Raw genomic sequence first — 23,955 nt, forward strand, 5'->3', positions numbered from 1 at the left:
AATCAACATCGCGGTACGAGTCAGTCTATCTTTTGATGTGGAGGAGAAAACAAAGCTTCCTCAAATCCCAAAGGTGGGTTTTGGTCTTCGATTCACGCACTGTCAGCGTCGCCGCTGAGCATCGCAACTGCAACCGCCATGTACCCAATCGGATTCGCGGTGCTGCCGGGCAGCGTCCCTACGAAACAGTAGGGCATTCCTTCACCTTCAAAAAGCTCAGCGATGCAGACCCAACACAGGTGTTTTATACTGGCATTAGTAAGTGGGTTCGTTGCATCGAGTTTCTGATTGCAATAACGAAGTACGGGTAAGCGACGACGAGCCTCAGCAAGGTCTTGCTGGCAGCAGACGAGCTCGGTTCCCCACGCAGTATTGCGATGGCGGAATCCGCAATTACCACATGCCCAAAAGTACGCGATCTCAGCGGATAGACGACCATGTTCAGTCCATCTGTACTCGATCTCTTTGTACGTAGCGACACAGTCATCACCTTCCGGTTCGACGACGATCTTGCGATCCAGCTTAGCTGCTTCGCAATCTGGGTGCCCCAGAACGCGTTGTGACACCCAGGTTCCCGGGTAGAGCTCAACGTGCCGCTGCGTCTTTTTCCAGCGATTAGTGTATCTAGAGTGTCGAGGCATTAGCTCGTATTAAGTTTGGTTTTCTAGCAGGTCGGATCACGTTACCCCGGTCACCAGGCGGCAAACACGTATCGCGTGCGAAGGCAAGACTGGCTGGTATCCTTTAATAAGCTAGAAATTGCCGGGGTGCCGCTTTGATATCTCGTCAGGCTCCAAGAAAACGTCCTACCTACTAATTAAGAATGCGTGACTGTGAATCGGCTCAAAATCCTCGACACCAGCGAGTGGGCTAGCTTCACATTCCGCGAATGTCGCTCCCACCAGTGCAACGGTTTGTCACTAAGGATTACCGCTGGGCGCATTTTGAGCGTTGGGTGTGCGGATTGCAAGATGGGGGGGCGTAGCTATGTTGCTGGAGGTCGTCTCGATGGCCAGTGTATTGCCATGTCTGGGGGAGCAATCGCAAGCAAGACTTGGACAAAAGTCTGTTACGGCTCGCCACTGATGACCGTCTGTTTGGCTTGTATTGTTCAACGTGTAGTGAAAGGCAAAGCGTATGGCGATATACACACTGTCTCCACAGGCACGCTGTTCTTCAGTCGCTTTGAGGTGATGTCGGGATCCCCTTAAACTGAACAATCATTTCTCGTTCGCACTTACCTTCTCTCGCCAACCAAAGGTGCCAATTCTTGGGCAAGGCATTCCACTCGAGCGAGTAAGTGTTGAGGTAGTCAAAGTCATCGCAGCGTTCCATCGCGTAGTAATAGACGCCGGGATTATCAAAGTTCTGGTGCGGGAAGCCTTGGGGGAGTAATCCAAGCGGGGTCGGCTTCGGGGCATCGATAATGCGATAGACGCCGATGAACCGCGTGTCCAGTTTGCCCTCACCGATGTAAACCACGATGTAATCACAGTCGAAGATGCGGGTTGCTTGATAGCTCTGATATGTCTCAAGCCATCCGTCACGCTCAAGTGCGAAGACATCCATCCCCTCGCGATTGTCTGCGTGCCGAACCACCTTGATGCTGGCGTTAGCATACAGCCCGTTCTCGATCATTACTTGGTGGAGGTGTGCCATACGGGTTGCCTAGTCAGTGTGGAGAATTCTGATGGGAACGTTTGGTCTCGGTACGCGAACAAGGTTGTTGTTCTTAAGGATCTAGGTTAGGTCGCGTCAGCAGCATGTTGCCCCTGAAACAGCACCAAGGAATGCCCGTCGGAAAAACGACGGGCGACCGAGATACTCGGTGTAGGGTATGCAGGCTCGTTATCAATTTTCCTTCGCGAGATTTGTTACGCCAAACGGTATGTGCACGGAAGGTACGACCGTTGCGGCTTTGACAAGGTGTGCGGATTGATCGTCGAAAAAGATGTGCGGTTTCAAAACTTCCAAAACCCGCTTTTTCTCAATGCCGCCGAGAAAAAAGGCATCGTTTGGCATGACGCCCCAGTCTTTTAGCGTCCCGATGGCTCTTTCATGCGAGGGGGCATTCCGAGCAGTGACGAGCGACACTCGAAGTCTATTGACATAATCGGGTTGCTGCCTCCGCCTTGACTCTTCGGCGGATTGGATTTTTGCTATCCGAATAAGAAACTCCTTCAGCGGCCCGGGATTGTGGGGCAGAGCTAGGTTCTTGACTTCATGAGAATGAAACTCCTCAAGGTTCTTGGTTTGCATCACAGATTCGGACTCGTCATCAGCTAGGACGCCATCGAAGTCAAATGCAATACGAAGCTCATTGTCGCAGTCGTCGTCAACCACCGCCGAATTCAATACTTGCCCGGCCGGATGCTTCCGAGCGATCGCGTTTTTAACATCTTCTTCATTGGCAGAAAGAAAGAGCGAGATATTGAGTGCAGGTATATATTCGATCGGCGATTTACCCTGCATGAAGACTGCCCGAGTCATTTTCAGGAAGTGATGTGAAATCGACTTCATTACGCGTAGACCGGTGTCAGGATCGTTGCGTGAAAGAAGCACCACCTCGATCAGTGGATCATTTACTGGATCAGCACTGAGGTCGTTCAGGCTTAGGAGTCGCCGAACGAAGGAAAACGCGATTCCCTTGTCGAGCGGAGTATTCAAGTTCCGCTCTTGGAACTCGCGATACTTCTCTTCTCCCTCCCGGCGAAACACTTCGTCAGATTCGGACAGGTCAAACACCGCGCTGGATGCAACCCCAACGACTAATCGATTATCAAGCTCGTAAGGCATTCAGGTGATTCGCAGGAGGGGAGATTAGCGGAAAGCATATTACTCTGGTGCATCGCCGTAGTTGTCCGCAGCGATAAAAATAGACTATAGGTCCCGCAACCGATAATAGTCAGCCGAGAATTTTTGAGTTGCAACGATAACACTGTTACTTGCCGCGAGCTTTACGCGTACGTCATCCGACTTTGATGACATCCCCAAAGAGGTTAGACGATCATGCAGCGTGCGTTCAATTTCGTCTGTGGTGTCTAAATGAAGCTGGATTGAAAGAAGTGACGCGGCAATACTGCCAGCAGGCGCTGGTGATGGATCGTCAGGATCGATCAGTACTAGTAGTTCCGCAACACGTTCCATAACATATTCAAAACGCTTCTCCTGCCGCTCTCGCATTGCTTGGGTTAATGCTAACCCACGGTCACGACGCTCTAAAGCATTCGCAATTTTGTACTGCGTTACCGAGGCTGCGATCGAGACACTGAGCATGCCGATTACGGTGATTAAAGAAGCCGCGACGGTATCAGACAACGTTGATTTCCTTGATGAGTGTAATATCCAGAGACAGCCTTGCGTTGAGTTGCCGGGCAAGTTCACAAGGCATGGAGAACGCGTAATCTAGAGGGAATTCCAAGCCGGATAACGGCCTCGCTCCCGCGGCGGACGCGTTGCACGGTGATTGCTATTCCGGTGTTGCCGATCGCTCGCCTGCAACGCTTGGTTCGGCGATCTACGAACGCTCCCATCTGTAGTCCCAAAGTTTCTCAAAACGACGTCGTAGGTCCACATTTTTCGATGCGCGTAGCTTGTTCACATAGGCCGAAAAATCAGAGGCTACTGCCTTGATGAATCGGGAAGGATTGATCCGCAAGTCGTCCTGCTGGATTGCAATTGCCTTTCTGAAGTCGTGCGATAAATACGTCCGACGTTGGTGAATCCGCAGTGAAAGAGTCCACAACGACCTTCTTTCCAAAGTCGTTCTATTCCGTCTGTTGGCGTCTTGGGGAAAATTCGTTTTGCGCTCGTCCTGAACCAGTTTCCCGCCTTGCTCTGTGGCGTATCTTTGCCTTGACGGTACTGCTCAACGCCTTCGATGTACGCCAGACCGATTGACACTGCCGCATAATCCGCGGGAGACTGACCGTTCGCCACCTGAGCCTGAGCGACGTCGAGGAACCACTCTCGTACGCGGGCCTCATATACACCTACTTTGGCGTCGAAGGATGAGGCGGGATGATGGGTCGGAGGCTCAGTGCTAAGATCGATGAGCTTGTCGGTATCCTCGTCCCATCGCCAATTCTCGCTGACGATTAACTTGTCTGTCATTTTGTACATGGGTGGTCTTCATGTTTAGCCGAACCAAGTAATTCTCACCAGTTGGGGACGGTGATAAGTTGAATCCGGGGATATTATCGCAGGATGACCGGCGATAGCATTTCGGTTACCCTCGCCAACCTTCGCTAGTAGAGGGGGAGGGCGTGTCGATGTCCACCCGTTTAGTGGTGCGAGTGATTTAGCATTTTGGCGCGCTGGTCATATTTTGAAGCAACCGCTTTAGGGCGGCTTAAATGGGGCGAGGATGAATTCGCCACAACGTTCCAGCCACTAAACGCCAAACACGACGCTCACAAAGACGCCCTGATTCTTGTACCGGCGACGGGAACGCTATGCTTAGGACATGCGTTTGACCTCATGGCGTACGGTCCAGGGAGTCACACCTACCTGACGGGCGATCGCTCGTTTGCTGAGCTTGTCCTCTTCGAGCAGGTGGCGGATCTGGTTGATCTGTTCCTCGGAAATTTTGCGACGTGCCGGGCCCGTATCGAATTTCTCGCCCTTGCTGACTGCGTTGTAGTTCTTCTCTGAGTGGAACTGCTTGTAGGCTCGAGAGGCCGTACCAGCAGTTGTGCCGAGGTTCGTTGCAATCTCACTGAAAGAGAGTCCTTTCTGGTCTTTCAACTTCGCGACTTCGGGGCCGATCTTCGCCGTCTTGTTGGTTGCGAGGTTTCGCCGGACGCTGTAGTCGGCGCGAGGAATGAAGTTGGTATCGTTCTTTGCCCCCCATTCGATCGCCTGCTTGACGGTCGAAGGATCAATCTCCAAGGCGACGGCGATGCTGTTGATTGATGAGCCAGCCTGGTGCATTTCCTTCGCTTCTGCCGCAATTCGCTGGTAATTGGGGAACTCTTTGATCGTGAGATCGGCTTCCTGACCCATTGTCCAAAGACACTCTTGGAGGTACTCCAATGAGTGTGTGGTTGGACAATCTTTCGAACGACCAATCACCACTAAGGCCGGGACGGGATTCAGGTTGATACGAGCTCGCCATGTACGAGTGCGTCCCTGTTTTTCGCCAATCGAAACATTCACTTGTCCAATCATCTTCGATAAGACGTCATGAGCCTTAACCAGATCCCCGTCCAACAGTCCGCGAAGATCCTCTAGAAACCCGTTTATCGTTTCGACGTCGATCTTCTCTGGCCGGAAGTTCGTTTTCTCCGTACGAGCTAGCTCCGACTTCTTTTCGGCAAGCTCCAGCTCTTCCTCTTGAATCTTCGCCAACAAGCAGTCCGCTGCGACGCCATCGCCCATCTCGGCCAATCGGTCTGCGTTGCGAGCTAACTTCGCGGCTAGCGATTTGATCGCACGGGCAAGCTTTGCTGTATCGACTGGTGGCTTGGCGGCCTCCAGTTGCTGATACTCGTTTGCCTTGACACAAAGTCGCTCAACGAAGCCTTCACTGAAAAGCTGTTGTTTGATGTAGGTCAAAATGCACTCCTCAATAATTTCCAACGACTTGGAAGACTTGAGGGTGCATCCTTGCAAGCCGTCTTTGCCTTTGTCGTTCGGCAGGAGCCTCTCGCTCCCGGGGAAGGTGCGTGGGACGCTACCGGTTTAGGTGATTGCGGGAGGAAGGTGCTTTTATCAGAATTTGGGAGGGCGACGCTCCTGCGGAGCCGATTTGATGGGGCGGCTGGCCGTGATTTGTGACGCCCGATTTCGTAGTAAAACGCTGTAGCTGACCGAGGCTCTCGGTCAGGTTTGTGATGGGCTTACTGAGGGGCCTCAGTAAGCTACGGGTTGGGTTCGGTTGCTGGACGAGGAGGCTCGGTCAGTTACGAGGGAGGGCGACGCTCCTGCGGAGCTGATTTGATGGGGCGGCTGGCCGTGATTTGTGATGCCGGATTTCGTAGTATAAACGCTGTAGCTGACTGAGGCTCTCGGTCAGGAGTGTGATGGGCTTACTGAGGGGCCTCAGTAAGTTACGGTTTGGGATTCGGGAGGCTGGATGAGGGGACTTGGTCACTTATGGGGGCGGGCGGTGAGGGGCGTTTGCGGCTATTTGAGTTTCCAGCCGGTTTCGGGCAGGTGGATCTTGGGGTTGGTTTTTGAGAGGGCAGCGTAGAGCTTGGTTCGATCGTAGTGGTAGTTTTGCGTGATGTGGTGCAGGTCACCTCCGGTGGTTTGCATCACGATGAACTGAAATCGGCTTGGTGCGTTTGCTTGATCTCGGTAATTTCATCGACGGGAACCGAGAAAGTGAATGTCCGCGAAAGAGGATCGAAGACTTCGAAAGATTCCTCTGTGACCACCATGCGGAAGGTCCGGTTCTGGATCCAAAAAATTGATTGCTAGGAGCAACAGGCCGAATTCGATTAGCGGTGTGACGATGTTCAGCCAGAGCAGAACTTGTTCGCCTTCTGCAGTTGAGGTGAAAAAACGTCGTGCTGCTAAATACATCGCCAGCAAGACGATCATGTTCAGGAGCAAGATCAACGAGGTTCGTCGCTGCCGACTCTCGTATCGATAGAGTTCACTCATGCGTTGTGTCAGTGGGGTAGCATCGTGCGAGCGAGCAGGTGCTTTTTAAACCTCGATGAGATCACGATTGAGTAAATCGGTAGGCGTTCTTGGGTAGCTCGATGTCGGGGTTTGCCTTGGCCAGTGCGTCGTAAAGTTTGCGTCGGTTATAGCGGTAGTTCTTTGTGATTTGAATCTTATCGCCTGACTTCATGTGCATCATGATGGTGCTGATGTCGGCATGTGTTTGGTGGGTTTGGCTGATTTTGACGATGTCACTGACCGGGACATTGAACGAACTGGACTTCGAAAGCGGATCAGAGATTTCAAAGCGTTCACCATCGACGGCAACCTTGAATGTCTCGTTTTGAAGCCAGAACTTGACGGCGACGACAAGGAGTCCGAGTTCCACCAACGGGAGAGCAATGTTGATCCAGTAGAACAGTTGATCGGTCGCCTCGCCGGGAGCTAGGAAACGACGGGCGGCAAGATACATCGCGAAAAGCACGGCCATGTTGATCAGCAGTGTCACTGCAGATCGCCGCTGCTTCCTCTCGTAGAGATAGAGGTTGCTCATCCGAGAAAGTTGGTAGCGGGGTGTCTCATTCTCGTGCTTGTTTTGGCGTGAGATGGTTTCAGTTTGTTAATCCGGCCAGTGTGTCCTGGAGTGTGGATTGGCCGACTACGAAAATGGTGTTGGCAGGTGCAACGTGTTGTTAACTAGAGAGCGGCGTCTTTTCCGAATGAGAGAAATGGTGGGAGCAATCGGAGCGAAACCGGGTGTAGCCAATACCTATGGTCAGTACGCAGTATAACACGATCGCGGTGGGAGTTGCCCCGGCTTGGAGCAGTCGTGGGGTGTCGAGATACCGATCGCCGGACAGCCACGCGAGTGCGAGATAGCAACCGTTGGCGACCAAACAGAAGTCAGCCATAAACCAAGCCCAGCGACGTTGGACCAAGTAGGCGAAGAATGTGGGGATCGCAATACCGAGCAGTGGTCCGGCCCAAAGCGTGACCAGCGGATGAGGGTCCGGGGAATGGAGACTGTAGGGCAGTCGCCAAGGAGCCAGGTCGAAATCAATGAGCGTTGCTCCGCAAAACATCCCGCCGACAATATGGCCGCATTCGTGCGTGATCGTCATCATGACCCAAGATGCGGCGAGTAGGAGAACGAATGTGGCGATGCGCTGCGTCAACAGGTTGAGCGGGGTTTGCGTATGATTGGGGGTTAGAGATCGTTGAGTGTTTTGTGTTCTGTTCGAGGATGCGGAAGGCTTACGTATCGCCGCTATGTGGCTATAAGGTGCGAGTCAACGGCATGGCAGGCTGCGCTGATTAGCAACTATCCGAACGCACGCGGGGTTGTGAACCTAGCTGTTTCATCCATATTCAACTTTGGGGGGGAGTGGGCAAGGGTCGAGCCCGTCTGGTTGGTGAGCGGATGGGATTCGTCGCCTCATCCACTACGATCAACCCCAAAATGAAATGTAGCCGAAGCACTAGCTGCCCCCGCTAGTGACGGTGCCAATCTTGCGGATGGTGTGGTAGTCGTCAACTAAATTGACATGTGCATGATATGCGGCGTTTGTTCGCGGGGCGATTGTTTGAAGCAGATTACTCGTTTGCGGGGTTGGCTTGAATTGGAGTGCGGTGGCTATAGTGTGGTGGTCACTTTCCTTTCAAGCTGATTGCAACTCATGGCTGTTGAATCTGTTCCGCCGTTGGATCCTGTTCCATCATCTGGCGACACCTCTTCACTGGAGGCTGTTCTGTCACAGGAATCCGTTATGCCGAGTGCCGCGGTTTCACCGTCCGAAGACCCGTCCCCGGTATTTCTGGGCATCGATGTCGGTGGCTCGTTCGTCAAGATTGGTCTGGTCGATGGTGCGGGCAAGATCCACGCGCAGTCGGCGGTGAAGACGTCGACTTTGAAAACGCCGGAGACGGTGTTCGAACACTCACTTCAGTTTGCTCGTGAGCAAATTAACGGCGTCCTGAATCGGCGGTTTGGGCTCGCCGGTGTCGGCTTGGCTGTGCCAGGTGTGCTGGATACTCAAACGTATCGATTGCGTGAGGTGGTTAACTTGCCCGGTTGGGTCGATCGTCCTCTGCTGGAAATCTTGGTCGATATATGCCGGCGGCCGTCGGCGGTGGTGAACGATGCCAATGCGGCGGCGTTCGCGGAGCACGCGAAGATGGGGTTGGCGCGGCGGTCGTTATGTTTGGTCACTTTGGGAACGGGGATCGGGTGTGGGATCGTAGTTAACGGTTACCCGCATGGCGGTGACCATGGCTGCGCCGGCGAGTTAGGACATATGGCGATCCGGTATGGCCAGGACGCGATCCTTTGTTCTTGTGGGAGTCGCGGTCACTTGGAAACTTATGCCGGGTCGGCTGGGGTTCTGAATCGTTTGCACTCGGCGTATGCGAAACATGCCGGTTCCGACGGTGTGCCTGAATGGCTGGGGAATGATACGACGCCGCGGGAACTTGCCGACCATGCCAATACGGGCGACGTGATTTGCCAACAGGTGATTGACGACACGGCTGCTTACCTTGGCCAGGCGATTGGTTTGCTTGGTCAGGTGATTGATCCGGCAGTGGTGTTGTTGGGCGGGGCGATGACGTTTGGCGGAACAGGGACGGAACTGGGGACGCGGTTCTTGAACAGTGTGAAGGTGGAGATACAGCAAACGACCTTGGTTCAAGTTGGCAAACATATGATTGTGGATTTTGCCACGATGGGTAACGATGCCGGTATCGTGGGCGCGGCACTGGTCGCGCAACAGAATGCTCGCCGTGAATCGAAAAACAACTTTTAATCGTAACTGCTAAGATGAACGCTCACGCTCAAGAACGGATTCCCTGTCGCATTTACGACCGTGCGTCGGACGCCAGTGCTGCGGCGGCGCAGGAGATCGCAACGCTGATCCGGCAACGCAGTGAGCTGGGCCAGCATTGCGTGTTGGGATTGGTGGCCGGTTCATCGCCGGTGAACGTTTACAACGAATTGGTGCGGCTGCACCGGGAGGAGTCGTTGTCGTTTGCCAACGTGGTGACGTTCAACTTGGATGAGTATTATCCGATGCAGCCCAATGAGCTGCAAAGCGTATCGCGGTTCATGCAAGAGCATCTGTTTGAACATGTGGATATCCCGGCGGAGCAAATCCACATGCTCAACGGAGCATTGCCTCGCGAGGAGGTCGCCACGCATTGCCAGGACTATGAACAGGCGATCCGAGATGCAGGTGGATTGGATTTGCAGTTGTTGGGGATCAACCGGGCCGGGCATATCGGGCTGAACGAACCGGGGTCGGATCGGGGTTCGCGAACACGGATGATCACACTGGACCAGGTGACGCGGACAGACGCGGCGAGTGATTTTTTTGGGGCCGAAAATGTGCCTCGGCATGCGTTGACGATGGGCGTTGGCACAATCTTGGAAGCTCGACGAATTGTTTTGTTGGCCTTTGGCGAGGGGAAGGCGTCGATTGTCAGTCGAACGGTGGAGGGATTTTCCAACGCGAGCGTGCCGTCAACGTTTTTGCAGGACCATCCGGATTCGCTGGTGTTGCTGGACGAGGCGGCGGCATCAAGCCTGACTCGTATTCAAACGCCATGGCGGTTGGGTGAGGTGACGTGGGATGCGGAGACGATTCGGCGTGCGGTGATCGATCTTTCAGAAGGAACCGGAAAGGCGATTTTGAAGCTGACGGATACGGATTACAACGAGCACGGTTTGCAGGATTTGTTGGCGGCGCACGGGAGTGCGTATGATATCAACTTGCGCGTCTTTCGGCACTTGCAGTCGACGATCACGGGCTGGCCGGGCGGGAAGCCTGATCATGCGAAACAGGCAGGCGACCGGCCTGGCAACCGCGATGATATCTTTCCTAAGCGGATCATCTTGTTTTCACCGCATCCGGATGATGATGTGATCTCGATGGGCGGGACGCTGATCCGTTTGGTGGACCAGGGGCACGAGGTTCATGTCGCGTATCAGACTTCCGGCAACATCGCGGTGTTTGATGAGGACGCGCTTCGGTATGCGGAGTTTGTGGAGGATTTCTGTAAGCGGTTTAAGTTGTCGCCGGCGGGGTTGGAAGAATTGGGCGATCACGTGGATACGTTTTTGCGAAACAAGAAGGCTGGCCAGATCGACAGTGAACCGGTGCAGGACATCAAGGGGCTGATCCGTCGTAGCGAGGCTCGGGAGGGTGCACGTTGTTGTGGTGTGCCGGATGATCGACTGCACTTTTTGGATTTGCCGTTTTATCAAACGGGTCGTGTGAAGAAGGATCCGATTTCGGAAGCGGATCTTGAGATCACGATGAACTTGTTGCGTGAAATTGAACCGCACCAGATCTATGCGGCGGGCGATTTGTCGGACCCGCACGGGACGCATCGAACGTGTTTGTCGGTGATCTTGCAATCGTGCTTACGTTGTCAGGATGACGATTGGTATTCGTCGTCGGGCGTGTGGTTCTATCGTGGTGCGTGGCAGGAATGGGCTCCGCATCAGATCGAGATGGCGGTGCCGCTGAGTCCGGCGGAGGTGCAGCGGAAACGGGTGGCGATCTTTAAGCATGAATCGCAAAAAGATCGTGCGTTGTTTCCGGGATCCGATGCTCGCGAGTTTTGGCAACGGGCGGAGGCTCGCAACGCGGATACGGCGCGGCGTTATGACGAGTTGGGGCTTGCGGAGTATGCGGCGATTGAGGGGTTTGTGCGCTGGGATGGGAAGACTGGGATTGAGTTGTAGGGGGATTGTTGGTGTGGCTGATTTGGGTGTGGAATTCAGTGCACGAGCCCTCCCCCTCGCATTCGCCTGAACGGCTCTGCTCGACCCCTCCCTACTTCGTCGGGCGGGGTTTGGGGGCCAACCAATGGTTTTCGTTTTGCAATCTCGGTGTTGGTTCGTGTTGTTTGATAAACCCCTCCCCCTGGGAGGGGTCGAGCGAAGCGAGGGGGAGGGTGCGTCTCTAGTTTGCTGTTGTATTGGTGTGGATTCCGTGCTGAGCCCTCCCCCTCGCATTCGCCTGAACGGCTTTGCTCGACCCCTCCCTACTTCGTTGGGCGGGGTTTGGGCTTAAAGTTACGCTACGTAGGGGCGTAGGGTGATCGGGTTGGATATTGGGTTGAATATTCGCATGAAGACTTCTTGGCCGACTTCGGTGTCGGCGAATGCGGCTTGGGCTGCCATGCGATCGAGTAGGACTTGGATGCGTTCCATTAGCTCGGGAAGAGTGCCGTCCATTCGGATGCCTTCACTGTCGTAGAACGCGACTTCCAGTTCGAACAGATCGGGATTGGCGCCTCCTACGCTCGCGGCAATCGCTCGGGTGCGTGTTGATGTGGCTTTAACGCGATAGAAGACGGTTTGGTCACCTGCGAGTGTGATGGTTTCGCGGTCCAAATCGGATGGGATTTCTGGGTCATAGACGGGGAAGTCCAGGGCGTTTGTTAGCAATGCGGGGTCGATGCTTTCAGGTGAGCTGGATCGCTCGGTCAGTTCGAATCGCACATCGTAGGACGCCTCGGTACTGGAGTTCCAGACGGCTACCGCGATCAGGGGCTCATGGTCGCTGGTGTTCTTCGGCAGGGTCGCGGTCAGCGAGTCAGCTTGGCGTTGTGATAATGCGAACTCACTTGTCAGGTTAACCAGTTGCATCACCGTTTGATCTGAGGCTTCGAGTGAAACTTCGAGTCGCGTTTGACCAGGGAATGCACTTGACGGAATGAGATAGAAGTCGACTTGTCCGGCGCCACTGGTTTGTTGGTTGTACGTGGCGACACCATCAACGAACTCGATCTGGTTCACGGTGTCGGCGTCGTAGGCATCCAGTATCAACTCAAGATCAGGATCGGTATTGGGTGTGGCGTCTTCCGACCCACCATCGAGCAGAACGCTGACGTTGTATTTGCCGGTCGCTTGGGTGGTGGAATAGATCTTCAGGTATAGCGAATCTTGTGTGATCGTTGCGAGTTGATTGGCGGCGAAGTAGCCCAAGTCTTGCTCGGGCCTCAAGCTGATGTTGATTGGATCGCGTTGTAGAGGATCTCCGTCTTCGGTCAGTAGTTCGAACGTGATACCATCGAGACCGGATACGAAGACGCTGCCGGGCAACCCGTTGGGAAGACGAATGATGTCAACGTCGCCGCTGGTTTCGAGATGTTGGATGAAGCTGGAACCGTTGGTGCGAATGGCGACGTCGACGGCTTCGGCGATCGTATCGGGTAGGTCTCCATCACCGCCTACTGTGATGACTTCGTCGCCGGTGGAGGGCAACCATCGCGACGGTTCGAACTGGTAGGCCGACAGAGCGTAGGAGAACTCGGTGGGCGGTGTAGCGGATTGCTGTGAAGCGTCGTTGTACTCAACACTGACGAAGTACTCGCCGCCGGCCTGGGTAGTGGCGGTGATGCCTTCGTATGGTTTTCGATCGGGAGAACTGAGTGTGCTCGCGATGGGTTGCATGTCGCTGTCCAAGATTTGCACCACGACCGCGGATTCGTCGCTGAGGGAACTCAGGTCGATGGTGACGCGAGGATAGGTAGCAACGAAGCGATACGTCTGCACGAGATTGCTAGGGCTTAACACACCGCTGACCCGTCCGAAGTCGCCGGCGAAGCTGGTTTCGGAACTGAACTCGATGGTCGGAATGGACGGTTCGCCTTCCGCCGTTGAAAGTGCCGGGACGTTAGCGGCCTCAATATCGTTCAGTCGATTGATGACCCAGAGAGCGTCGCGAGCGGTCACGACGGCGTCACCGGTGGGATCTAAATGGCGAGGTGCGGTGTCGCTAGTCGTTAGGCCCAGGATAGGCGGCGCGACGATGTCGGCGAGCTGGGCGTTATCAGACTGATTGAGTTGGTTGATGATCAGCAACGCGTCGTGCGCGGTCAGGTTGCCGTCGCCGTTCACGTCAGCCGGCTCAATCGGATGCGTCCAAGGACTGAATCCGGCGTCACCCGCGAGCAGATGGCGGGCCTCTAGGGTTTCATGACGTAGGCGTGCTCGGCGAGTTTTCATGGCGTGATTGGGCTGTTGAGCCTGGCAATTATGTGGATGGACTTGGCGGTCTGAGGGACTCCATCTCGATAGACATGCTCGGCGGCAATCTGTCACGCGTGGACGAGGTTTTTTCGGAGGGTGCGGCGGGAACGAAGGGCTCCTTGCGAGGGTGCACGGACGGGTTACTGAATTGTTGGTGCTGGTGGATCCGTGTCGGACGAATGCTTGTCGATCGGCTGCATTGCCAGTGGTGGGTGTTCGGTTGGAAGTTGCCTATCGAGGTTGGTCGGCGGCTTGGACGGTCGGTCGAGCGAATCGGTTTGCAAGGGTTTCAAGGTTCCCCAGTCGATTGCGGGCGCCCTGTGAGTATGAGCGTCGGGTGCTTCAGGGCTAGCTAGTTCTGGGGCGTGCACGATTGCCTCGTCGACTTGATGCCGCCATGGTTTGCTGGACTGATTGGTCGTGGGCGACAGGATTTCAGCGATATCGATCAACCCGTTGCGTCGCGGTGAACCGGATTCATGGGCGATGGACTCGCTTGATGCATCATCGGTGTCCATTCGCGGTGCGAAGACCTGGAGGTGCAATCGGAACTTGGACTGAAAGGTTTCCACGACCGCGCCCTTCAGGAACAACGAATCGTCGTAGAACAATCCTGCGTGCTTGGAGCGTTTGGTTGCCGTTTTGTCTTCGGCGGTTTCTTCGTCGTCGGAGCGGGCATCTTCATCGGGGTTCGAATTGAGTTTTGAGTGAAGGCGTTTTGCTGGATCAGTTGGAGTCAATTCATCTGTTTGCAACTCAATGTCTTGCCAGGCGTCGCCGCGTTCTTTCGCGATGTCTCGGTCTTGGGAACGCAGCCACTCGTTTCGTCCGGACCTCCACGCGGAGTCGAGTCGGTCTTGGTGAATCGATGGGATGAACGTGACCAGCAGAAGACCATCATCGTAGGACGACGAGTCTTTTCCACCGAAATCGGAATTGAAGTCGAGTGGTGAACCCGTAGATGGCGGCGACACCTGTGGTTGATTCAGCGGCGGATTTGGAGTTAGAGGCGGATCCGGATTGGTTGTCTCTGGCAGCGATAAGGTGCTCGACGCAATGTTGTTATTGGGGACGGGCGTGTCCAGTCCGTACAGCAGCATTGGCTCAGCGAGCGAAGTGGAAGGTCGGACTTCGATGTGAGTGGGGACGTCGGTGTTGTTGACGACGAAGGGGGCTTCGAGCAAAAGGATTTCGTCGCCGCCCCAAGAGACCATGGTCTGATGAGTGCCACCGAGATTGCGAAAGGAAGACGCATCCAGTTCGGCGTCGACTTGGAGGCTCACGAACTGGTCATTCAAACGAACTTCACCGGTTGGTTGAAGGTTGGTGCTGAATTCCAGATCCAACCAAGCTTGGAAGATACCGCCTCTGGTTTTGTTGTTCTGCGAAAGGTCTCGAGTGTCTTGAACAAAGACGTTGGCGACATACTGTCCGCCGGCTTCCAAAGTATCAATGGCTTGGTTTTGGGAATCACGGATGTCGACGCGAAGGCTGACGATGGGAGCGTCGCCGATAGCGGTTTGTGGTGGGGCCGTATCGGGCTGGCTGTCTAGAGCAGAACCGTTGGTTGACGATGACCGGTCGGCTGCCGAGTTGAACAAATCGAGAAGCTCTCGAATCATGGCCGGGTCAATGTTTTGGTCGGCGGCGGCTTCCTGTAGATTCGCAAGCAACATCTCCGTGTTGGCCGTCAGCGCGATTCGTGGTTCCATTCTTTCAAAGCGAAGAGAACGGTTCCGATTCACAGTGCGGGAATTTGTATGGAAAAGACTCATGGAGAAAGCCTATCGAGGTTGATCTGCATACTGGCGAGTGCGACTTGGTATTTCGTTTCGTGGGGGCGACGTTTGACGAGCGATTGCATCAGGCTCTTCGCTTGTGTCATCGCGTGGCGAGCTTCCAAGTCGCGGCGTTGTTGATGAAGGAGACGCCCCAAGTTGTTGCATGTGATTGCAAGTTCTTCCGCGTAGCGGACCGCCATGGGCGAGTCTTCCACGAGTTCGTTGAATCGCTCGATTGATTCCTGATACGTGGTAATCGCATCGTCGTCACGATCTAGCCGGGAAAGGAGTGCGGCTTGGTTGCTGAGGCTGAACGCGAGTGCCCGTCGGGCTTCGAGATCGGAAGGCTTAACACGTAACGCTTCGCGTAAGGCCTGGATCGCTTTTTGATTCAGCACCAGCGATTGATGTAGGTCGTCGTCTTGAACGAGGTGGCCCAGATTGTTCCAAAGCATCGCCGTTGTGGTGGCGTGGGATGCTTGATCGTTTTCGGTGCTTGCGAGCGTCTCGATGGCGAGTTTCAATTCGCTTTGAGCTTCGTCTTTACGATCGAGTGATGACAACAGCAGCCCAAGATTGCCTCGCACGGTGGCAAGTGTTTCGGGTTGGTCTAGCCGCGTTAAGCGTGTGATGGCGGTCCGGTAGATCGTTTCGGCTTGCGAGTGGTTTTCATGTTGAGCGTGCAGCATCGCGATGCAATTTTCGCACAGGGCTAGGTCGAGCTCTTTTTCGGATGAAGGCGGTAGTTTTTGAAGAATGCCGGATGCTCGTTGGTAGGCTGCAAGTGCTTTGTGCGTTGCTCCGATTTCTTCGATGATCTTTGCCGCCCGCAGATGGGTTTGAGCGAGTTCGTGTTGCAGGTCGTCGGCGGAGTCGGCTTGGTCGGCAAAGTTTTCGTAGTATGTCAGTAGGTCCCGGACCAACTCCTCACGGAGCGATTCTGCTCCTGCGACGCCGCGAAGTTGTTCGGCTGCCATCAGTCCGAAGTGGTCGAGAACTTCTCGGGTTTGTTGGAAGTTGGCTTCGGCTTGTTTGAAGTTGCGGTCGGCGATGAGCAGGTTTCGGTCGGCTTGGGTTAGAGCCGATTGGAGTGCGGATTTCTGTTGAGCGAATCGTGTGGCGGTGACCAGCGAGACGACGAAGGCGAGCAACACCAACGCGGCGATGCTAGCGACAACCCGGCGGTGACGGAGTGTCCATTTGGTCGCTCGATCGGCTAACGTTGGGCGGCGGGCTAGGACCGGCCGTGATTCAAGCAAGCGACGAAGATCGTCGGCGAAGAGTTCGACGGATTGGTAGCGATCGGTGGGATCATGGGCGAGTGTTTTGAAGAGCACGGTTTGAAGATCGCGTGAGACTTGCGGGTTGCGCGACCGGATATTGGATTGCTGACTCGGGCTGAATCGTTCGGCCGTTAGCATTTCGTGTAGCGTGACGCCGAGGGAATAGAGATCACTCCGGTGATCGGCCAAGGACGGATTGCCGTTCGCTTGCTCGGGGCTCATGTAGCGGTACGTGCCCACGATTTGGCCACTTCGGGTCAGTCCGCTGGCGTCGGTCGTGTCTGTCTTGCGGCGACAGGCGTCTTTGCCGACGGATTCGCCGTTGATGCGGTCGTCGCATTCACTTTCGTCAGGTTGGGTCCGGCGATAGCGGGCGAGTCCAAAGTCGGTGACCCACAATTTGTTGTCGCGGTCGACGATCAGGTTCGATGGTTTGATGTCACGATGAATGACGCCGTATTGATGCGCGTGCTCGATCGCATCGGCCGCTTGGAGCATCCAGCGAATGACTTGTTCGACATCGACGGTACGGTCAAAGATGATTTGATCGAGAGATTGTCCATCGATCAGCGGCATGCTGTAACAGTGGATGCCGCCTTCCAAACCGACGCCATAGATTGGCACGATGTTGGGATGGTTCAGACCGCCTGCCGTTTGTGCTTCGATCATGAAGCGGGCGATTTGTTGTTTGTCCAGCACGATCGAAAGCGGCAGGACTTTCAAGGCGACAATGCGGTCCAGCGAGATTTGCCGTGCTTGGTAGACAATCCCCATGCCTCCGCGGCCGACTTCACGCCGGATTTCAAAGTCGCCGAGGGTTTGAGAGGCGAGATTTTCCCAGACGGGCTCCGCGGGCATTGCCGAGAGTTCCGGTGCCGAGAGTTCTGGTGCAAATCCATGGAGGGCATCGAGGCTGGCTAACAGGCCAGGAAGTCGATCAGTGATCGATGGATCGACCTTGCGACGTTGGCACTCGGTGATGAATTCGTCTCGGGTAATCGTGCCGTGTTGTCGTCGATGCAAGTAGTCATCGAGAAGCTCGAGCGTTCGTTCGTCGGATTGCGTGGGTTCCGTTGTAGCGTGGTCGTGATCGAGTCGGCGGGTTGAGAGGAGTCCGGTATTCATGACTCGTCCTGTTGTTGAGAATTGTCTTGCTCGTTGAGGCTGTCTCGTAGTGATTCGACGGCCCGCAACCACAGCATTCGCACGGCGCCGTGGGACCGCTGCATCCGCTCGGCGACTTCGGTAAATCCCAGGCCTTCAATGCTTCGTAACATCAGAACTTCTCGGTAGTCCGCATTCAACTGCGCTAGGGCGTTCGCCACCTGAACACTGCGTTCGTGGTTTTGCAATCGGGTGCCGGGCGAGGCGTCTTCGGCCATCAAAACGGTTTCGATACGGACGGAGGATTGATCGAGCCAGCGACCGACGGTTTCCAAGGAAACTTCACGACGGACGTCGCGTGTTTGAGCGGTTACATTTTGTTGAACCAAGTATTGAATACGACGGGTGAGGATGGATCGTAGCCAAGTGACGAACTCGCCGCCGGTGTTCCCGCGAAATTCGCCAAATCCGCGAGTCGCGTTCAGGAACGTTTCTTGAGCCACATCGGACTCGCTGGCACGCACCCGCAATCGTCCGCGGATTTGAGCCGCAGCGAGCAATCGGATGTAGTTTTGGTACAGTGAGAACAGTGTGCTCAGCGCGGCCGCGTCGCCGTTTTTGGCTGCGGCGAGCAGGCTGTCCACTTGGGCATAGTTCATTTGTTCAGACGGTTCAATCAATCTGTGCTGTCCTCGTTCGTGCGATGTCGACACAATCTCTGATACCGATGGACATCGTCGTGCGGGAATCGTCACGCGAAAAACTGGAATATATCGGCAGTTGATTGCAAAAGGGTGTGTTTCGCACGGCAGTTCGCCGGTCAACGAAAGTTTCTGCTGGCAAATCCGGGCCCGCTAGAAAACTTAGGCCCGCTGACAAACTGGGGGGCCGATAGCAAACTTGGGCCCGATGGCGCGGCCCGGTGTGGCTGCTACCTTGATTAGTTGTTCCTCACTACCAGAATTTGGTTTGGCTATGACGCAACCCCCATCGCTGCTGCAGCTTGACGAGCGTGTCACGGTATTGCCGATCATTCACGGAAGCGGCCAGTTCGCCTGGTTGACCCGGCGATTCTTGCTGGAACACCAGTTTGATTGCGTTGCGGTGCCGCTTCCGGAATCGTTCCGTGAACCAGTCGAGGACGCAGTGTTGGAATTGCCTAGTCCGGCGATTGTGATCCAGCAAACAACGCCGCAGTACGGCAACCCGTTTTCGCTGTCGGGTGATGACGATGCGGACGATGACGATCTAGAAGACATTCCGGCCAGTTACGTGCCAATCGATCCGTGCCAAGGTGTGATCATGGCGATCCGCGCGGCGATGGGCGAGCACATTCCGCGGGCATTTATCGATTTAGAAACGAATCACTTTCAACCGTTTTCGACTGTGATGCCGGATCCGTACGCGGTGCGGCACGTGCAGTGTGAGAAGTTCGCGGCAGCAGTCTTGCCCAGCATTCCTCGGCCGAGTGACGAGCACACTCGCGTTCGGATCGCTTACATGGCGGCCCGGCTCGATCAGTTATCGAAGAACTTCGAGCGAACGCTCTTGGTCGCTAGTGTGCTGGAATGGCCGTGGATTCGGGAAGCGTATCGGTTGCTGCGTGAGGGACGTGGTCGGCCGCTGTCGGAGTTTGAGCACGACGATGTGCGAACGCCGGAAACGTATCCTGTGGATGAACGGACGCTGTTGTTTTTGTTCGGCGAACTGCCCTTCATCACGTCGCTGTACGAACGTGCGCGGGCAGGGCTGGAAGAAGACGAGAATCTTCAGATTGACGGCGTGAAAGAGTTATTGATCGCGGCGAAGGAGCAGTACGTCAACGAGTTCGGCAATCGAGCCCGGAACGTGACGCCACTGCTGTTATCGAAGTGCTTGAAGTACATCCGCAACTTGTCGCTGATCAATCGGCGAATGACGCCGGACATGGTCACGATCGTGACAGCATGTCAGCAGATTTTGGGGGATCAGTACGCGTTGCATGTGGCTGAAATCGCCAGTCGCTATGACCGCGGTTCGCAAACATCTCGTGTTTCGTCACGCGGTTCGCAAGCGACGCAGCGTGACGATAGCGAGGATTCTTGGGATCCGGAAAAAGAGCAACAAGTTACGTTGGGGATCGATCAGGCTCGGTTACCCGGAGGCGATGTTGTGTCTTTGGTGAATCGGTTGCCGGGGCCGCCGCTGATGTGGCAAACGTTGTCGCTACAGCGGCGAGCGTCGCACGATGAAAAGGAACGTTGGGAATACAACTGGAATCCGTATTCGCAGTGCAGTTATCCGCCCGAAGATGAACGAATCGAGATGCTGCGTAACCGCGTTTGTCAGCGGGCGCAAGCGATCATGGGGCAGGATTTGGCACGAACGGAAAAGTTTACGACCAGTGTTAAAGACGGGATCGATATTCGGGACACGTTGCGGCATTGGTACGAGAAGCAGATCTACGTCAAGGTGATCCCGCCCAGTCGTGGGCAGTTGGATGCGTGCTTGATGTTGTTTGACAGTCCGGCCGATCCTCGGGATTATCCTTGGCGAACGACTTGGTTTGCGGAGCACGAGTGGGAGTCGACTTTGGCTTTTTTCGCTAGCGATTTCACTCAAGAGATGGTTGGGCCAGGGATCGGGCTAGGATCCTACGGCGGAGCCATGTTCTTGTATCCGCCCGTTCCGATCCAGGACATTTGGTTGGACCGGCGTCTGGACTTCACCGCGACGTTGGAAGAGCGATTGATCGCGGCGGCTTGCATGCATTCACGATGTCGACAGGTTGCGATCATGAGCGCGTTACCACCGGGCAACGGATGGCGTCGTTTGGCTCGTCGGTTTAAGAAACAACTGGTTCACGTGCCGCTGTCATCGTTCAGTGACGAGGAAGTGAAACAACTTAGGATGGTGCACGTGCTTAACGGGAGCGACGTGCGAAGTTACGCAGCCGATTTCATACGGAAAGCTTGATAAGCATGTTTGAAGTTGAGATGAAGTTTCGTGTCGAGGACCAGGACGGCTTGATCGAGCGGATTGCTCAGGCGGGCGGTGTCTTTGTGTCTCAGATGCAGAATCAGGACACGTATTTCAATCACCCTTGTCGCGATTTCAAGCAGACCGGCGAGGCGTTGCGGATTCGCCGTGAGAATGATGTGCCTTTGGTGACTTATAAGGCGCCCAAGCTAGGTCCAGGCAGTGATTCTGGATCTGTCGCCGGGAATTCAGTGGGCCAGGTCAAGGCACGAGAAGAACTGGAGTGGCGTCTCGATCCGGGCGATACGGATGGGACGTCGATGCAGCGACTGTTTCAGCACCTCGGCTTTCGCCAGGTCGCGGTGGTGACGAAGGATCGGCGAACGTACCGCCTTGGTAGCGAGCATTCGGCGATGACGATCACGGTCGACGATGTGGAGTCGGTGGGACGATATGCGGAGATCGAATGTGTGCTGCATACCAACACGCCGACGGATGAAGAGGTCGCGGCTGCTCGTGGGCGGGTGGTGGAGTTGGCCAAGAAGCTCTTGCTTGAGGAATCCGAGAGTCGTAGCTACCTGCGGATGTTGCTCGAAAACATCGGGTCGGAGGACGCATAGCCGCGTTTTGGTGGGGCTGGTTTGGCTGCGGAGCAGATTGCGATTGTGGATTGCTCGGTTGTGGATTGCTCGGTTGGTAAGCGGAGCGAGCTTGGCTGGTGATGCCGGTTCCGTTGGGCGTTGCCGATTGGGTTGGCGAGTGTGAGCTGGTGAGGGGAAAATTGCTGAGGGACTCGAAGCCTTGTCCGATACGGTTGATGGAGTTCGGCTTGGGACGGGAACCGACTTGCTTGAGCGGGGGGATCGTTTGCGCGGGGCGATGTTAGCGGCTAGAATGTTGGGCTTCCTTTGCAGCCTTACGGCACTTCCTCTTCATCGGTCTACCCAACTTATGTCTGACCCATCACAATCTTTCACGAACCGCCGCGGAATGATTCAGCGTTCGCTTGCCACAGCGGCGGGCGCGGCGGCGATCGTTACTTTTTCTTCACTTTCAGCCGATGAGCCCACACCCGATATGAACAAGCAACCCAGCGGGAATAAATCCAAAAGAGGTCGTTTGAACCAGTCCGTTTGCCAGTGGTGTTTTGGGAAGATTCCGCTTCCTGAGTTTGCTGCAAAGGTTTCGGCGATGGGGATGGTGGGTATCGATTTGCTGGGACCTGACGAGTTCGGCTTGCTCAAAAAGCATGGCTTGGTTTGCACCATGGTGACGTCTCATCCGCTTCCCGACGGATTGTGCGATCCCCAGTTCCATGACATGGCGTTGGAAAAGCTGAACGCGGCGATCGAGGCAACCGGTGCGGAAGGTTGGAAGAACGTGATCTGTTTCAGTGGGAACGCTCGCGGTATCGATCGCAAGACAGGCATGAAAAATTGCGTTGATGCGCTGCGAAAGATCGTTCCGGTTGCCGAGAAGGCTGGCGTGACGCTGCAAATGGAATTGCTCAACAGCAAGGTCGATCACCCCGACTACATGTGCGACAACAGCGAGTGGGGCGTCGAGTTGGTCAAGCAGGTGGGAAGCGACAACTTCAAGTTGTTGTACGACATCTACCACATGCAGATCATGGAAGGTGACATTATCCGCACGATTGAAAAGAACCATCCGTACTACGGTCACTACCACACGGCGGGGAATCCCGGTCGCCACGAGTTGGACGATACCCAGGAGTTATTCTACCCGCCGATTGCTCGCGCGATCGCAGAGACCGGATACCAGGGCTATTTCGCTCACGAGTTTATTCCGACACGTGATCCCATGACGGGGCTTCAAGAAGCGTTCGACCAGTGTTTGGTATAGCGGTTGGGATACCGGTTTGGCCCTCGCTGCCGCTCGGTTAGAAGGGCGAGAGCATTTGAGGGTTTTGCCGGAGCTGCGCCGGGGCGGCTTGATCCGGCCTACTTTGCTACTTGGGTTGGCGGTTAGACCGAGGTGGTTGGTTCGCCGGCGGGGGCTGGGAGTTCTTCGGTTGAGTTTTCGGGTGACGATTCGTCACCTTGGGGCTCAGTTAAATTTCCGGGCTCCGTTGAGGCGGGACGATTGTTGTCGGATGGCAATTGGGGAGCCAGCGTTGGTTGATTCCGTATGCTATCGGAGGACTGGGGTTCCCGTTCCGAAGAATCGTCTTGCTGGGATGCCAGTGCATTGGAATCTTGCATGGACCGATCGCTCTGAAGCTGGTCGTCGGTGGGTAACTGAACGGCGGGTAACTGATCGGCGGTGGCTGAGTTGACCAGCAGGAACTGCAGCGTTCCTTCGAAACCGTCCAACGCGGCCAGCCACGCGAGGGCTGGGTTGGCCAGCACGCCTCGGTATCGCAACGCGAGTTCGGCTAGGACGGTTGGATGGTTTCCGGAGTAGACCTGTTCGGGCTGCAGGTGATCCAGCCAGACGTCTCCTTCAGGCAGTGCCGACAATGCCGCGGCGAGACGGGCAGTGCTGTCGGCTACGTAGTCGGCGTCCAAGCTAGGGCCCTCTGGTACTGGCGATAGGGCTTGGTATGGCTGTTCAGCGAATGGCTCGGGATACACCGGAGTGACCGCAGCGGCGCGAGGGTCAGGCAATCGCATGTTGGCGTAATAATCGACACCGCGAGGACTGATGCTGAGTTCATATCCAAACCCGCCCAAGCCGAAGCTGCCGATCCGGAAGCCAACCGAAGGCGAAACAGCGACCGGTGGATACGCGGGAACTGGCGGATATGCCGGTACTGGATCAAAAGCCGGTGCAGGTCCAAATGCCGGGGCAGGCGCGTACGCGGAGGGAACGTGTCCGAATTCGGAGTACGGCGTCGCGTAGCCTGGACGCCGGGACCAATGTGGGATGGCACCGACGGCGACGCCGGGGCCAACTCCGATGACCGGGCGAGGTGGCAAGGCAAAGCCGTAAGCTCGCGATGGCAAACCGCGTGATCCGAACCCCATCGGTCCGTAGTACTGCGCCGAAGCGTTGGCGGCCATCGCCAGGACGCAAGCTAGCGAAACAAGTCCGCAGGCCAAATGCGTGGAAAGTGGCTTCGAACGCGAAGGCCAAGCGGGAGCGGTTGATCGCATCGGACGGTGACTCAAAGCCGGAGAAGGGTGAATGTTCGTTCCCTTCCATGCTAGACCGGATTAGC

20 protein-coding genes are annotated in these 23,955 nt (G+C 55.4%); 5 read left to right on the top strand and 15 right to left on the bottom strand.

The annotated features are described in order from the left end of the window. Positions 1-92: 92 nt before the first annotated feature. From ACR3ZL_RS13030 to ACR3ZL_RS13075, 10 genes are all read right to left on the bottom strand, one after another. The gene (locus tag ACR3ZL_RS13030; protein ID WP_486173525.1) at positions 93-566 is read right to left on the bottom strand and encodes a hypothetical protein; all 474 of its coding nucleotides are present in this window, start codon (positions 564-566) and stop codon (positions 93-95) included. 610 nt (positions 567-1,176) lie between these two features. After that, positions 1,177-1,659, bottom strand: coding sequence for a hypothetical protein (locus ACR3ZL_RS13035; protein WP_473652714.1), 483 nt, complete (start codon positions 1,657-1,659; stop codon positions 1,177-1,179). Positions 1,660-1,851: 192 nt separating this feature from the next. Further along, the gene (locus ACR3ZL_RS13040) at positions 1,852-2,796 is read right to left on the bottom strand and encodes a 5'-nucleotidase (protein WP_473652713.1); all 945 of its coding nucleotides are present in this window, start codon (positions 2,794-2,796) and stop codon (positions 1,852-1,854) included. Positions 2,797-2,880: 84 nt separating this feature from the next. Beyond that, positions 2,881-3,318 carry a hypothetical protein gene (locus tag ACR3ZL_RS13045; protein WP_473652712.1) on the bottom strand — a complete coding sequence of 146 codons (438 nt, stop codon included), beginning with the start codon at positions 3,316-3,318 and terminating at the stop codon, positions 2,881-2,883. 303 nt (positions 3,319-3,621) lie between these two features. Continuing rightward, positions 3,622-4,122, bottom strand: coding sequence for a hypothetical protein (locus ACR3ZL_RS13050; RefSeq protein WP_473652711.1), 501 nt, complete (start codon positions 4,120-4,122; stop codon positions 3,622-3,624). 336 nt (positions 4,123-4,458) lie between these two features. Next, positions 4,459-5,556: a helix-turn-helix domain-containing protein gene (locus tag ACR3ZL_RS13055; RefSeq protein ID WP_473652710.1), complete on the bottom strand. Its 1,098-nt coding sequence runs from the start codon at positions 5,554-5,556 to the stop codon at positions 4,459-4,461. Between the two features lie 570 nt (positions 5,557-6,126). Beyond that, positions 6,127-6,258: a hypothetical protein gene (locus tag ACR3ZL_RS13060; protein ID WP_473652709.1), complete on the bottom strand. Its 132-nt coding sequence runs from the start codon at positions 6,256-6,258 to the stop codon at positions 6,127-6,129. A gap of 48 nt (positions 6,259-6,306) precedes the next feature. Next, positions 6,307-6,609 carry a hypothetical protein gene (locus ACR3ZL_RS13065; protein ID WP_473652708.1) on the bottom strand — a complete coding sequence of 101 codons (303 nt, stop codon included), beginning with the start codon at positions 6,607-6,609 and terminating at the stop codon, positions 6,307-6,309. Between the two features lie 61 nt (positions 6,610-6,670). Beyond that, positions 6,671-7,165, bottom strand: a complete 495-nt coding sequence (locus tag ACR3ZL_RS13070) for a hypothetical protein (RefSeq protein WP_473652707.1) — start codon at positions 7,163-7,165, stop codon at positions 6,671-6,673. 139 nt (positions 7,166-7,304) lie between these two features. Beyond that, the gene (locus ACR3ZL_RS13075) at positions 7,305-7,736 is read right to left on the bottom strand and encodes a hypothetical protein (RefSeq protein WP_486173526.1); all 432 of its coding nucleotides are present in this window, start codon (positions 7,734-7,736) and stop codon (positions 7,305-7,307) included. 552 nt (positions 7,737-8,288) lie between these two features. Between ACR3ZL_RS13075 and ACR3ZL_RS13080 the strand changes: the two genes are divergently transcribed. Together ACR3ZL_RS13080 and ACR3ZL_RS13085 are read left to right on the top strand one after the other, a co-directional pair. Then, entirely contained in the window at positions 8,289-9,413 is a 1,125-nt protein-coding gene (locus ACR3ZL_RS13080; RefSeq protein ID WP_473652705.1) for an ROK family protein, read from the top strand. Positions 9,414-9,427: 14 nt separating this feature from the next. Then, complete coding sequence (locus tag ACR3ZL_RS13085) at positions 9,428-11,353, top strand: glucosamine-6-phosphate deaminase (protein ID WP_473652704.1); 1,926 nt, start codon at positions 9,428-9,430, stop codon at positions 11,351-11,353. Between the two features lie 333 nt (positions 11,354-11,686). On the opposite strand, the gene ACR3ZL_RS13090 is transcribed toward ACR3ZL_RS13085, so the two are convergent. From ACR3ZL_RS13090 to ACR3ZL_RS13105, 4 genes are all read right to left on the bottom strand, one after another. Beyond that, complete coding sequence (locus tag ACR3ZL_RS13090) at positions 11,687-13,624, bottom strand: dockerin type I domain-containing protein (protein WP_473652702.1); 1,938 nt, start codon at positions 13,622-13,624, stop codon at positions 11,687-11,689. 164 nt (positions 13,625-13,788) lie between these two features. After that, positions 13,789-15,360, bottom strand: a complete 1,572-nt coding sequence (locus tag ACR3ZL_RS13095; RefSeq protein WP_473652700.1) for a hypothetical protein — start codon at positions 15,358-15,360, stop codon at positions 13,789-13,791. Positions 15,361-15,419: 59 nt separating this feature from the next. Further along, a complete protein-coding gene (locus tag ACR3ZL_RS13100; RefSeq protein ID WP_486173527.1) occupies positions 15,420-17,837 on the bottom strand; it encodes a protein kinase domain-containing protein in 2,418 nt (805 codons plus the stop codon). Then, positions 17,834-18,496 carry a sigma-70 family RNA polymerase sigma factor gene (locus ACR3ZL_RS13105; protein WP_473652697.1) on the bottom strand — a complete coding sequence of 221 codons (663 nt, stop codon included), beginning with the start codon at positions 18,494-18,496 and terminating at the stop codon, positions 17,834-17,836. The genes ACR3ZL_RS13100 and ACR3ZL_RS13105 overlap by 4 nt, the downstream gene beginning before the upstream one ends. Before the next feature lie 295 nt (positions 18,497-18,791). On the opposite strand from ACR3ZL_RS13105, the gene ACR3ZL_RS13110 reads away from it, so the two are divergent. The 3 genes from ACR3ZL_RS13110 to ACR3ZL_RS13120 all read left to right on the top strand — a co-directional run bounded on the left by ACR3ZL_RS13110 (position 18,792) and on the right by ACR3ZL_RS13120 (position 22,637). Next, positions 18,792-20,771, top strand: a complete 1,980-nt coding sequence (locus ACR3ZL_RS13110; protein ID WP_486173528.1) for a hypothetical protein — start codon at positions 18,792-18,794, stop codon at positions 20,769-20,771. 5 nt (positions 20,772-20,776) lie between these two features. Next, positions 20,777-21,394 (top strand): class IV adenylate cyclase, encoded by a 618-nt coding sequence (gene cyaB, locus ACR3ZL_RS13115; RefSeq protein WP_486173529.1) that lies wholly within the window; start codon positions 20,777-20,779, stop codon positions 21,392-21,394. Between the two features lie 331 nt (positions 21,395-21,725). Then, entirely contained in the window at positions 21,726-22,637 is a 912-nt protein-coding gene (locus tag ACR3ZL_RS13120; protein WP_473652692.1) for a hydroxypyruvate isomerase family protein, read from the top strand. 122 nt (positions 22,638-22,759) lie between these two features. On the opposite strand, the gene ACR3ZL_RS13125 is transcribed toward ACR3ZL_RS13120, so the two are convergent. Further along, positions 22,760-23,890, bottom strand: coding sequence for a hypothetical protein (locus ACR3ZL_RS13125; protein ID WP_486173530.1), 1,131 nt, complete (start codon positions 23,888-23,890; stop codon positions 22,760-22,762). Between the last annotated feature and the right edge of the window lie 65 nt (positions 23,891-23,955).

This window comes from Rhodopirellula sp. J20-39 (assembly GCF_057365095.1).